Below are 12,270 nucleotides of genomic sequence, written 5' to 3'. Positions count from 1 at the left end.
GCACCGCTCCAAGCCCGTCCTTTTTCATCTGCTCCCGCGTTTTCTCCAGGCGGTCCTTCCTCAGCTTGTCGTAATCGATCCTCTGCTCATGGTCTACCGCCATTGTCCCTAATGTCATTTCTTTTTCCTCCCTTTGTTTCTTCCTTTTATTTCCATTCGATCATCCCTGCCATGCAAAGAAATCAAATATCGCCCGTTAAAACAATTTAATAAATCATTAAAAAAAATTTACAGTTTGAAGCATGGTTGCCTGCGCCCGCAATCGCATACCGACGGGTTTTCAGGAAAATAGTATGCAGTTTTTTCACTGTATTTGTTGTGTGGATTCCCTCACGGTCAGTTTGGGTTCTAAAATGATTTTTGTCTGCGTGTCTTCGTTGCCCCTCATCAGGCTCAGCAACAGGCCGAATGTAACTTTTCCCATATTCAGCAAATCGTAGCTTACGGTTGTAAGCGGAGGCGAAAGCAGCGGCGCCACCCAGATATCGTTGTATCCCACGATCGAAATATCGCCGGGTATGGCAAGGCCCGCCTCTTTCACCGCGCGCATCGCGCCAATCGCCACCATATCATTGCCCGCACAGATCGCCGTTGGCTGTTCCTTCAGCCCAAGTAACTGCCTGCATGTTTCATAGCCAGACTTTTCATCATATTGCGTCTCTAAAACATACTCCGGACGGTAAGTGATTCCCGCATCCATCAGTGCTTTGCGGTATCCCTGCAATCTTTTGAGTCCGGTATCCGCATACAGCGGCCCTGACAGATGCGCGATCCTCTGATGTCCCAATCCAATCAGGTGCTTCGCAGCAAGGCGCATCCCTTCAAAATCGTTTCCCCTCACATAAGGGGCCGCGTCGTCTGTAATCCGGTTCATCAGCACATATTTTGTACCCATGCTTTCCAGTAAAGCGATTTCATCATCGCTTACATATCCTGCTCCAAGGATCATTCCATCCACCATCTGCGAGCTTAAGACATTGATGTATTTTTTCCCCTTTTCCGCATTGTCGTCTGTATTGCAGAGAATAATATTGTAACCCTGTTCATCCGCGGCCTGCTGCACGCCTTTCACAATTTCGGTGAAAAACGGATTCATGATGTCTGCCACCAATACGCCGATTGTATGACTTTTGTGCATCCTCAGATTTCTCGCGACTGAGTTAGGCGTATAGTTCAATTCCCTGATTGCGCGGTATACAGCCGTTTTGGTCTCTTTTTTTATATTGAGCGTTTTATCTTTATTGAACACGCGCGACACGATAGCGGGAGTAACACCCGCGCGTAACGCAACGTCTTTAATTGTCGCTTTGCCTTTTTCCTTTTGTTTGCTCTTCACAGAAACACCCCGCCGATACCCCGGCTTTTGCCTGATTGTATTAGTACTTTTGCAGTCATATTCCAATGCCGGTTTCACCGCACGCATAACTTTCTAAATCGAATCATATTTGAGATAAATCGTTATTACGAATTTGATAAAAAAACAGGCCGTTGTAAAACCGAAAAATAATGTCTGCTTTTTTGGTCATAAGGTTTCTCCAAAAAACAGCACAAAAAAACGCCCCTCCAGGGCGCAAATCGGGAAATGCGGGCAATAAAAAAAGCGAACGAAAAAGCAGGCTTTATCGTTTGCCTGACTTTAGGTTAAAACAATTTAATTCAAATGTCAATCATTTTTTTCGAATTTTTCGACAAAAAAAGCACAGATAACTCTGCGCTCTGATATTTATCTTTTATTCATGCTTGCTGCAGGCCCTGTCTTTCTGCTCGAAGAAGCCCATAACACAGAAAAAAATGCCGATTCCGCTCAAAAGGCATTGCGCAGTCTGGATAAAACCGTCGTGCACAGAAATAACACTTCCTACAATCAGGTTCATCGCAATCGCGAAGATACCCACTATTAAATAAAGATTCAGATGAAATTTCAAAATACTGCGCCACCTTTTTTAATCGTTATATTAAATATAACATTGCCAGAAGCGTATTACAACTTATTTACGCAAAATTTTATACTTTCTTAATATCTTTTTTTACCAGGCAATCAAAACAGCCGGGTTTTTAACCGTTCACGGCCCCGTTGTGAATCCGCATTCCCCAATCATTGCGAGATCGCCCGTCAATGCGGCGCCTGCCGTTGTCAACATATCCCCTGAGATAGCGGCATTTACACCGGAGCGTATCATTTTCCTCCCGCGGTCCTTCAGGTTTATCCTGCCGCCCGCCAGCCGCAGTTGCGCGTCCGGCAATACAAAGCGGAAGATTGCCGCCGTCTTTAACGCCTCTTCCTCTGAAATAAGCGGCTGCCCTTCAAGCGGCGTTCCCTTGACCGGGTTCAGCAGATTGAGCGGAACGGACTTTATCCCAAGCCCTCTCAGTTCAAATGCCATATCGATTCGGTCTTCCATTCGTTCGCCCATACCGAAAATCCCCCCGCTGCACACACAAAGCCCCGCCTGCTGCGCCAAATGGATCACTGCAAGCTTTTGGTCATAGGAATGCGTCGAACAGATGTACGGAAAATAGCCGCGCGAAGTCTCCAGATTGTTGTGATAGCGTCTCACGCCCGCCTGCCGGAGCATACGGAACTGCTCCCCGGTCAGCAGGCCGTGGGAGGCGCATACCTGTATCCCACATTGCGCGGTAATCTTTGCATAGATATTGCACAGCTTCTCTACTTCGCTATCCGTAAGCCGCGCGCCTGACGTCACAATGGAAAATCGCCGCGCGCCTGCTTTTTGATACCCTTCCGCAGCACGCAGGAAAATTTCCTCATCCAGCAGCCCATAAAACCCGGCTCCTGTCCTGTAATGTGCGGACTGCGCGCAGAATTTGCAATCTTCCCCACAACGTCCGCTTTTTCCATTGATAATTGTACAGATATCAAAATCATCCCCACAAAAAAATCTCCTGATCTCATCAGCCGCCTCGCCGAGCGCCCGGGCGCCCTCATTGTTCAGCAAACAAGCCTCCTGCTTTGTGATCGCATATCCATCAATCACTTTTTTTGTCATTTCTGAAATCATGTTTTCTCCTCAAAGCGTGCCATTTTTACGCAGAACCGGCAGCAACCGTTTTGCAAGCCATGCGGCGAGCAGGCAACGTAAAATATCTGCCGGCAAAAAGATAATCACGCACGACCATAAAACCGCCCACAGCGCCATGGGCGTTTGCAACACAAAATTCATGATCAGGTAAAAGTACAGCGTCCCTATGATATATGCGGGTACCATACCAAGCATTCCGGACAAAAACAGATTTTTTACGCTGAGCTTTTTGATTCTTTGCGTACACCGCCCGGCAACAAAGGCGGTGAGCGCAAATCCGATTAAATATCCAAAGGTCGGCTTTAACACATACATAAAGCCGCCGCCCTCCGTAAAAACCGGCAGTCCCAAAAGGCCAATCGCAAGATACAGCAGCATGGATATCGTGCCATATTTCGGTCCGAGGAGAAACCCCGCGAGCAATACGAAAAATGCCTGGAATGTAATCGGTACATAGGGAATCGGTATCCTGATAAATGCGCCGATTGCAATCAGCGCCGCGAAGAGAGCGCATAATATGATATCCCTTGTCGTCGTTTTTTTTGTAGTTGCCATTTCCATCCTGTTATCCCCCATTTGAGCAGGCGCCCGCTTGCCGTCCACAGCGCCGCCTGTTGATTGCTGGCTACAGCGTATTAACTTATGAGCTTTGCATGGCTGCGCCGCCGTAAAGGCAGGCTGTATAGCAGTTTCCAGCAAATGCCTGCTGCGCAACCTTTTGGCAGGCTGCAATAAAAATCTATTGTAGTATATCATAGCGCCGCCTTATTGTAAACTATATATTTTATATTAGTTTACAATAAGGCCTGATGTTTACATTCCCTGTAAAACTGGTATAGTTATAATCAAACAGAACCCTTGGAAAGGATTATAGCATGAAGGTAAGCGAGCTTAGAAGGCTTCTCTCCCATAACGATATCCTGTTAAAACGCGAGGGCGGAAACCATGATTTATATTTCAGTCCCCTCACAGGGCGTACCTTTCCGGTATCACGCCACAAAACGGAAGAGCTTGCCGCGGGTACGCTTGCCGCTATCCTGCGGCAGGCAGGTTTGGAAAAAACGGAGGTGTCCTGATGGCAAAGTATTGTTACCCTGCAATTATATCGGAAGAAGACGGAATGTATACTGTTTGTTTTCCTGATTTTGAAAGCTGTGTTTCCTGCGGTGATTCGCGCGAGGCCGCGCAGGAAATGGCACACGATGCGCTCTCGTTGTTTTTGTACGATATGGAGGAAGAAGGCGTTCCTCTTCCCACACCGACTCCCCGCAGTGAAATCTGTGCGGAACACGTGATTCTGGTGGAAGCTGATACGGGCGAATACCAGGAAAAATATTGCCACTGTAAAGAATGCCATATCAAAAAATAGCCGCCTGTTATTACAGTCGGCTGTTATCGAATCAAGACCAAAATTCTTCTGTAAATCGATCCTGAGGAATGGGTTTGGAAAAATAGTAACCCTGACCGTAATCGCAGCCAAGTCCCTTCAAAAACCGAACCTGTTCCAATGTTTCAACGCCTTCACAGGTGATTTTGATTCCCAACGCATGCGCCAGATCTACCGCACAGGCAATCACGCCCTTCACATTACTGTTTTGATCCATCTCATTTAAAAATTCACGATCAAGTTTGATGATCTGGATCGGCAGCTTGCCCAAAAGGCTCAGGCTGGAATATCCGGCTCCGAAGTCGTCCATCGAAATCAGGAATCCATCTTCCTTCAGTTGGGACAATATCTGGATTACAGAATCTGCTACTTCATTAAAAGCGCTTTCCGTGACTTCAACTTCAATGCAGTCATGCGGGATTTTATGTTGCCTCACAATATCCAGAAAGGTTTCGTAAAACATTCTGCTGTACAGCGTCACCCTCGAAATATTGACGGAAATCACAAGATGCGCAAGCCCCTTGTCGAGTTGGGCGCGCAGGTAGGCGCAGGCTTTTCTCAACATATAGAAGTCAAGATCCGCAATCATGCCGCATTTTTCAAACAGCGGGATATAGGTGTCCGGATATATCATTCCCTCTCCGGGAACCTCCCAGCGCACCAGGGCCTCTGCCCCGATTACCTTCAGGTTCTCAAGCTCCAGCTTTGGCTGAAGATACATTTTGAGTTCCCCATCCCTAAGCGCCTGATGCAGCCTGTCTTTAAGCTTTCCCTCAAGTTCCAGTTTTTCCACAAGGGCCTGGTCATACCACTGGACTGCCCCCTCTTTCTGCGTCTTTGCCGTTTTATGCGCAGTATTTGCCTTATCCATAATGGTTTTAACCATTTCGTCATTTTGCGTAATATCATATGCGCCGATGGCAAAGGTAAGTCCGTCGTATGCCTCGAGAAACGCCATTGTTCTGAGCGCCTCATTCAAAACGGTTTCAAGCTCAGCTATGAGGGTGTCCGAGCTTCTGGCCAGAACCACAAAGTTGTCCGCGTCAATGCGCGCGCAAAGCTGGTCTTTTCCCGCCCATTTTGAAAGCGCAGCGGAAATGGCAATCAGCAACTGGTCTCCAAGCGTGTATCCATACACCTTATTTAAATCTTTAAAATATTCGATATCAAATTCCACGACGGTATATTCGGATGCGTTGCGCTGCCGCAGCAAATTTGCAGCCGAAGCTTCAAACCCCGCCCTGTTGAAAATTCCGGTCAGCTTATCCGTAAAGATGCTCTTTTCCAGCGCTTTGCGGTTATGTACATTCAGAACTCCAAAAAACACGATGGATAACGCAAGGCAAATAAAATAGCATATGATGGAGTTTTTCAGTTTTTCGTCCGAGCTTTCCTCCGCCCTCAATACAAGATCGTCTGCAAGTTCAAAATGCTTTTGGCTCAAATCATACAGCTTCTCGCCGCTGCCCGTCGCACCGGACCGCATCACTGTAATCTCATCCTTGATATCAGTCCATATAATGCTTAAATCCGCAAGCATCTGCTGATACTGGGCATCATCATCCCTTGACAGACCATAATCGCCGTTTCCCGTTTGCAGGTCATAGATGATACCGTCAAGACGACTGATAAGAGCATCGTCCTCATAACCATGCAGTTCTTCCTTTACCAGCTTCTGTGTGGCGCCCCTCACGATCCCGCTGTAATTGATGATACGCGCGCCGCCTAAGTTCTGCCATAGCAGCGCAATAAGAACCAGAATGGCAACCAGCCACATCACCGTATATATCTGAAATTGTCCAATCTTCCTAACTTTTTTCATGCCTGAAAATTTTGATTTGGCAAAATCCTTTCTTTTTAGGTCGGGTATTGTATTAAAGCAGACCTTTCCATATTTTTACATACGTTATGGTAAAAAGCACCTGTTTTTCATCCGTCAGATAGCAAAAATGTCACATGATCCATTAATAAAGGGAAAAATAGTGGGGGGGGATAGATTTTGTCGATTCCTTATTATTCATTCCGATCTTTACAAATGATTTCACAAGATATTAGCTAAATAAAGCCATTTTTTCATGCCTTTTCATTGTATCACTTATGCCAATGGAAATCAATGTGAACGGAAAGTTTTTCGCAATGGGCTTTTTTATTGTGCCCTTTGTCGGTTTCACATCATAATCAAAAACTTGCTTATGACGCAACGTCATGAATTATAATGGAAACAGGAGGTTTTTTGCATGGATCAATATAAAGCCATACCACAGGGTTATATGACGGTGGGCCAGGCTGCAAACAAAATGGGCGTTACCGTCCGTACCCTTCAGTATTACGATAAAAAAGGATTGCTTTCGCCATCGTCTGAAAGCGAAGGCGGACGCAGGCTCTATACGGATAAGGACCTCGTAAAGCTCCATCAAATTTTGTCACTGAAATCTCTGGGGTTTTCGCTTGGTGATATCAAAAACCGGTTGGTCGACCTCGACTCCCCTGCCGATGTTGCGGCTGCGCTTTCAACACAGGCCGCCGCCATACGGGAAAAGATGGAAAGCCTTTCGGAATCTTTGCGCGCGATTGAAACGCTGAAAACCGAGGTTTTGCAAATGCAATCCGTAGATTTTAAAAAATACGCGGATATTATCGTGAACCTGCGGATGAAAAACGAATTTTACTGGTTGATCAAGCATTTTGACAGCGACACCCTCGACCATATCCGCAGCCGTTTCGACCAGGACAGCGGACTGAAAATGATAAATACGTTCAACAGCCTGCTCGACGAGGCAATACGGCTTTCCCGGGAAGGCGTTCCTCCCGCAAGCAGCAAAGGCCAGTCCCTTGCCAGAGCCTTTTGGGACATGGTTACAGAATTTACCGGCGGGGATATGAAGATGCTGTCCAGACTCATGGAAATCGGGACTTTCGATGGTATGGATAACGAATGGAAGCAAAAACAAACGGCCGCAAACGCTTACATCGAACTCGCCCTGGAAGCCTACTTCACAAATCTGGGCGTCAATCCGTTTGAAGGAGGAGACAAATGAGCTGTGCGATACAGGTTCGCCGACTGAAAAAGAGTTATGGCGATCATACTGTCCTCAGAGAGATCAGCTTTGATGTGTTAAAGGGTGAAATGTTTGCACTGCTTGGCGTGAACGGTGCAGGGAAAACCACCGCGCTTGAATGTATCGAAGGATTGCGCAGGTATGACGGCGGAAGTATTACGGTGAACGGCAGCATAGGCATCCAGTTGCAATCAGCGTCACTTCCCGCATATATCAGGCCAATGGAAGCCGTACGGTTGTTTGCAAAATGGAATCATACCGAGCCCAACGCTCCTATACTTACCGCGCTTGGAATCGACGCGTTTGCAAAGAAACGGTATCATGAGCTCTCAACAGGCCAAAAACGCCGCCTGCATCTCGCGCTTGCGTTGACAGGCGATCCGGATATCCTGTTCCTTGACGAGCCAACCGCCGGGCTGGACGTGGAGGGCAGGGCATCGCTTCATAACCAGCTCCGCAAATTAAAGGCGCAGGGAAAAACCATTGTTTTGGCAAGTCACGATATGGCTGAGGTCGAAAACCTGTGTGAGCGCATTGCAATCCTCAGTAGCGGTGGTATCGCCTTTACGGGCACTGTTACGGAATTGTCAGAACAATTTGGCAAGCGGTTTACCCTGCATATCGAAACAGGGCTTGGTAACGAAAGCCATGAGACAGACGACATCGCCAATACGCTGCTTGCCCTGCTCCAGGATTTCAGGGAAAGGGGAATCGCCGTGCTGGGCATCAGCATAGACCGCGGGACGCTCGAGGAATATTTTATCGATATTGCAAGGGGGAAGGAATCTTGAACGCATTTTTATACGGAACCGCACTGCAATGGAAGCTTGATATCAGGAGTAAAGCCCTGTTGATCACATGCTATGTTGTCCCGCTGCTCTTTTTTGCCTTTATGGGCGGTATCTTCACCTCCATAAATCCGCTGTCCAAAGACACGCTCATACAATCCATGACCGTAATGGGCGTATCGATGGGTGCGCTTATCGGCCTGCCCCCTTCCCTTGCGGAGCTTTACGGCAGTGATATTAAAAAAGTATATCAAGCAAATGGCGTGCCGGTATATTTTGGTGTGGTTACGCTGTTCCTGTCGGCGTTTATCCACCTCATGATTATGAGCACAATCATATATTTTGCTGCGCCGGCTGCTTTTGGCGCAGAACCCCCGGCCAATCCCCCGCTGTATTTCGCTTCCCTTGCAATTTTCATAGCGGTATCATTATGTATTGGGAGCGTTCTTGGCCTGTTGGTGACAAACCAGGCAAAGCTTACCATGGTTTGCCAACTAATCTTCCTGCCTTCGATCCTGCTCTCAGGAATTATGTTTCCAATCAATATGCTGCCCGGCTTTTTTGACGCTTTTGGGAAAGCGTTCCCCGCGACATGGGGGTACCTCCTAATGGCAGACGGAGGTTTTACCCTCCGCAACCTGATGCCGCTGGCGCTGATTCTTGCCGCCGGCGCCGTGTTGTGCGCCTGTTTGCTGAAAAGGCTGCGTTCGGCATAAACGTTTTTCCATGTGATATCGTTCGATGTATCCGAAGGCAGGCAGTGTCCTGAAACAGACACCGGCGCTTATACGCCTTGCGCTGCGGTGGTACGTTGCCCGGGAATACCCCTCTGCTTCCGGCAGGCATAGGACAGTTTGCAGCGAAGGGCTTCGGGAGCCGTTGCACTTTGAATGGATTTTTCATATATTCGGAAAGGCGGACGCAGAGTGCGTTTTTATTTCCATAGTTACAATGTACGCGCGTCCCTGAGTCGTAAACTGTCCTGCGCCTGCCCGGCGAAGATAATGACCTGACGTGAAATAATGCAATATCATATACGTTCCCGGACTTCTTGCGCCCGCTGCGAAATTATTTCTTTTTGGGCTGCAGGTAATGCTCCGGGGTGGCATTGTCAAAAATGCGTTTCAAATATTCTCCCGTGTAGCTTTTTTTATTTTCCGAAACCTCTTTCGGCGTTCCTTTGGCGATCACAGTGCCGCCCTTGTCGCCACCGTCCGGCCCCATATCCACAATATAATCCGCGCTCTTGATCACGTCGAGATTGTGCTCGATGACAATCACGGTGTTTCCCTTATCAGCCAGACGGTTTAATACCTTCACCAATTTTTTGACGTCGTCCATGTGCAAGCCTGTGGTTGGCTCGTCCAGAATAAACAACGTATTTCCCGTCTGCTTTTTCGCAAGGTGGGTTGCCAGCTTCACGCGCTGCGCTTCCCCGCCTGAAAGCGTGGTGGACGGCTGCCCCAGTTTCACATAAGAAAGCCCAACATCCAGCAGTACCTTTAATTTACTCTCGATGCGCGGCACGTTTTCAAAAAACTTATATGCCTCCTCCACCGTCATATCGAGGACTTCAAAAATATTCTTTCCCTTGTAACGCACCTCAAGCGTTTCACGATTATACCGCTGGCCCTTGCATACCTCGCACGGAACGTATACGTCGGGCAGGAAGTGCATCTCTATTTTGATGATGCCGTCTCCCTTACATGCCTCGCAGCGTCCGCCCTTTACATTGAACGAAAAACGGCCTTTCTGGTAACCGCGCGCCTTTGCGTCCTGCGTCATCGCAAAAATATCGCGTATCAGGTCAAATATACCGGTATATGTCGCCGGATTGGAGCGCGGCGTCCTGCCGATGGGCGACTGGTCGATATCCACTACCTTATCCACATATTCGAGCCCTTCGATCACATCATGCTTGCCCGGGCGCTCCTTGGAATGGTAAAACCGCTGCATCGAGGCTTTTTTGAGGATATGGTTTACAACCGTGCTCTTTCCGCTTCCTGAAACGCCCGTAACCGCTGTGATCACGCCCGTTGGAAACGATATGTCGATATCCTTGAGATTGTTTTCCCTCGCACCCTTGATGGTGATCCAGTGCTTTGGCTTCCTCACCTTTGCCGGAATCCTGATCAGCTTTTTACCGGACAGGTACTGCCCCGTGATGCTCTTTTTGTTTGCCATGATCTGCTTTGGCGTTCCCTCGGCGACGACCTTTCCGCCATGCTCGCCCGCACCGGGGCCGATATCCACCACGTAATCCGCATTCAGCATGGTTTCTTCGTCATGTTCTACGACAATCAGCGTATTTCCAAGGTCGCGCAGGTTTTTAAGCGTTTTCAAAAGCTTGTCGTTGTCCTTCTGGTGCAGGCCAATGCTCGGCTCATCCAAAATATACAGCACACCCACAAGGCCGCTGCCGATTTGCGTTGCAAGGCGAATGCGCTGCGCCTCCCCTCCGGAAAGCGTTCCCGCCGCGCGCGACAGGGTGAGGTAATCGAGTCCTACGTTGATCAGGAAATCAAACCTTGCATTCAGCTCCTTTAATATCTGTTCCGCAATCATTTTCTGTTTATAATCAAGCTCTACCGTATTGAGGAACTCCCGTGCCGCTCGCACCGAAAGGTCAGAAAGCTCCGCAATATTTTTCCCGCCGATTTTTACCGCAAGCGTCTCCGGTTTATAGCGTTTTCCCCCGCACACCGGGCATGGGGTTTCCACCATATACCCTTCTATCTCGCTTTTCATGTATTCGGACGTGGTCTCCTGATAGCGCCGCTCCAAATTGGGTATGATTCCCTCAAACGCCGCGCTGTAATAGCCTGATCCGCCCATCCCGTCGTATTCTACACGAAGCTTTTCCCCGTTCGTGCCGTAAAGCAGCGCGTGCTTCACCTCATCAGGCAAGTCCTCGTAGGGCGTATCCATATCGAAATGATAACGTTTCATCATTGCGTCAAGGTAATTTTTCGCGATCGTGCCCACCGTTCCAAAATTCCAGCCGGACGCTTTGACGGCTCCCTCGCGCAGCGTCTTTGTTTTATCCGGTACGATCAGATCCGGATCGATCTTCATCAGCATCCCGAGCCCCGTACATTCCGGGCACGCGCCAAATGGACTGTTAAAAGAAAACATTCTTGGGGAAAGCTCCTCGATGCTCACGCCACAGTCCGCACACGCAAAATTCTCATTCATCAGGGTTTCTTCGCCCGTATCCATATTTTTGATGATCACAAGCCCGCCAGCCATCCGCAGCGCCGTCTCGATAGAATCGGTTGCGCGCTGCGTACTTTCCGGCTTTACGATAATCCTGTCGATCACCGCTGAAATCGAGTGTTTCTTTTGTTTTTCAAGATTAAACTCTTCGTCCAGTTCATGGGTTTCCCCGTCCACCACTGCGCGCACATAGCCGTCCTTCGCAAGGTTCTCGAGCACCTTTTTATGCTCGCCCTTCTTGGCGCGGATCACCGGCGCAAGAATCATCAGCTTCGTGCCCTCCGGGCTTTTCATCACGCGGTCTACCATCTGGTCCACCGTCTGCCGCGAAATCTTTTTGCCGCACTTCGTGCAGTATACCTCGCCCGCGCGGGCATACAAAAGCCTCAGGTAATCGTGTATCTCCGTCACTGTGCCAACCGTGGAACGCGGGTTCCTCGCCGTTGTTTTCTGGTCGATCGAAATTGCAGGCGAGAGTCCTTCGATGAGGTCTACGTCCGGTTTTTCCATCTGTCCCAAAAATTGCCGCGCATATGCGGAAAGCGATTCCACATAGCGCCGCTGGCCTTCCGCATAAATCGTATCGAACGCAAGCGACGACTTTCCACTTCCGGAAAGCCCCGTCACCACAATAAACTTATCGCGCGGAAGCTTGATGTCAATATTTTTCAGGTTATGCTCCCTCGCGCCCTTGATGTGTAAATAATCCATTTTTCCTCCGTGTTTTCTATCAATTCAATCTTGCTATAGCCTGCCCTTACGGCGGCTCACGCAAAATT

11 protein-coding genes are annotated in these 12,270 nt (G+C 48.6%); 5 read left to right on the top strand and 6 right to left on the bottom strand.

Annotated features, from left to right (window positions below; all coding sequences use genetic code 11):
* Positions 1–304 precede the first annotated feature (304 nt).
* The 4 genes from CHK_RS00325 to CHK_RS00310 all read right to left on the bottom strand — a co-directional run bounded on the left by CHK_RS00325 (position 305) and on the right by CHK_RS00310 (position 3,596).
* A complete protein-coding gene (locus CHK_RS00325) occupies positions 305–1,336 on the bottom strand; it encodes a LacI family DNA-binding transcriptional regulator (protein WP_046441878.1) in 1,032 nt (343 codons plus the stop codon).
* A gap of 394 nt (positions 1,337–1,730) precedes the next feature.
* On the bottom strand, positions 1,731–1,925 hold the full coding sequence (locus CHK_RS00320) for a hypothetical protein (RefSeq protein WP_046441867.1): 195 nt from the start codon (positions 1,923–1,925) through the stop codon (positions 1,731–1,733).
* A gap of 138 nt (positions 1,926–2,063) precedes the next feature.
* On the bottom strand, positions 2,064–3,020 hold the full coding sequence (gene bioB, locus CHK_RS00315) for a biotin synthase BioB (protein ID WP_046441865.1): 957 nt from the start codon (positions 3,018–3,020) through the stop codon (positions 2,064–2,066).
* A 9-nt stretch (positions 3,021–3,029) separates the two neighbouring features.
* Positions 3,030–3,596 (bottom strand): biotin transporter BioY, encoded by a 567-nt coding sequence (locus tag CHK_RS00310; protein WP_131925099.1) that lies wholly within the window; start codon positions 3,594–3,596, stop codon positions 3,030–3,032.
* 320 nt (positions 3,597–3,916) lie between these two features.
* On the opposite strand from CHK_RS00310, the gene CHK_RS00305 reads away from it, so the two are divergent.
* Complete coding sequence (locus CHK_RS00305; protein WP_046441864.1) at positions 3,917–4,117, top strand: type II toxin-antitoxin system HicA family toxin; 201 nt, start codon at positions 3,917–3,919, stop codon at positions 4,115–4,117.
* A complete protein-coding gene (locus CHK_RS00300) occupies positions 4,117–4,410 on the top strand; it encodes a type II toxin-antitoxin system HicB family antitoxin (RefSeq protein WP_052740058.1) in 294 nt (97 codons plus the stop codon). Before CHK_RS00305 ends, CHK_RS00300 begins: the two co-directional genes overlap by 1 nt.
* A 31-nt stretch (positions 4,411–4,441) precedes the next feature.
* On the opposite strand, the gene CHK_RS00295 is transcribed toward CHK_RS00300, so the two are convergent.
* Positions 4,442–6,250, bottom strand: coding sequence for a putative bifunctional diguanylate cyclase/phosphodiesterase (locus CHK_RS00295; protein ID WP_046441862.1), 1,809 nt, complete (start codon positions 6,248–6,250; stop codon positions 4,442–4,444).
* 415 nt (positions 6,251–6,665) lie between these two features.
* Here CHK_RS00295 and CHK_RS00290 point away from each other — a divergent pair, with 415 nt between their 5' ends.
* Genes CHK_RS00290 through CHK_RS00280 form a run of 3 tightly spaced genes read left to right on the top strand, consistent with a single transcriptional unit; the run spans position 6,666 to position 8,991 of the window.
* Complete coding sequence (locus tag CHK_RS00290; RefSeq protein WP_046441860.1) at positions 6,666–7,466, top strand: MerR family transcriptional regulator; 801 nt, start codon at positions 6,666–6,668, stop codon at positions 7,464–7,466.
* Positions 7,463–8,278, top strand: a complete 816-nt coding sequence (locus tag CHK_RS00285) for an ABC transporter ATP-binding protein (protein ID WP_046441858.1) — start codon at positions 7,463–7,465, stop codon at positions 8,276–8,278. The genes CHK_RS00290 and CHK_RS00285 overlap by 4 nt, the downstream gene beginning before the upstream one ends.
* Complete coding sequence (locus CHK_RS00280) at positions 8,275–8,991, top strand: ABC transporter permease (RefSeq protein WP_046441856.1); 717 nt, start codon at positions 8,275–8,277, stop codon at positions 8,989–8,991. Before CHK_RS00285 ends, CHK_RS00280 begins: the two co-directional genes overlap by 4 nt.
* Before the next feature lie 352 nt (positions 8,992–9,343).
* Here the strand turns inward: CHK_RS00280 and uvrA are convergent, their stop codons facing one another.
* Complete coding sequence (gene uvrA / locus CHK_RS00270) at positions 9,344–12,202, bottom strand: excinuclease ABC subunit UvrA (RefSeq protein ID WP_046441853.1); 2,859 nt, start codon at positions 12,200–12,202, stop codon at positions 9,344–9,346.
* Positions 12,203–12,270: the final 68 nt, after the last annotated feature.

It is taken from the genome of Christensenella hongkongensis (genome assembly GCF_000981035.1).
GTDB classification, from domain to species: domain Bacteria; phylum Bacillota; class Clostridia; order Christensenellales; family Christensenellaceae; genus Christensenella; species Christensenella hongkongensis.
Note: the sequence above shows the minus strand (reverse complement) of the source record. Positions and strands in the feature narration are given on the sequence as shown.

Coding starts and splice junctions, on each gene's coding strand:
- CHK_RS00285 (WP_046441858.1), top strand. CDS start 7,463: ATGAGCTGTGCGATACAGGTTCGCCGACTGAAAAAGAGTTATGGCGAT.
- CHK_RS00305 (WP_046441864.1), top strand. CDS start 3,917: ATGAAGGTAAGCGAGCTTAGAAGGCTTCTCTCCCATAACGATATCCTG.
- CHK_RS00295 (WP_046441862.1), bottom strand. CDS start 6,250: ATGAAAAAAGTTAGGAAGATTGGACAATTTCAGATATATACGGTGATG.
- uvrA (WP_046441853.1), bottom strand. CDS start 12,202: ATGGATTATTTACACATCAAGGGCGCGAGGGAGCATAACCTGAAAAAT.
- CHK_RS00300 (WP_052740058.1), top strand. CDS start 4,117: ATGGCAAAGTATTGTTACCCTGCAATTATATCGGAAGAAGACGGAATG.
- CHK_RS00290 (WP_046441860.1), top strand. CDS start 6,666: ATGGATCAATATAAAGCCATACCACAGGGTTATATGACGGTGGGCCAG.
- bioB (WP_046441865.1), bottom strand. CDS start 3,020: ATGATTTCAGAAATGACAAAAAAAGTGATTGATGGATATGCGATCACA.
- CHK_RS00310 (WP_131925099.1), bottom strand. CDS start 3,596: ATGGCAACTACAAAAAAAACGACGACAAGGGATATCATATTATGCGCT.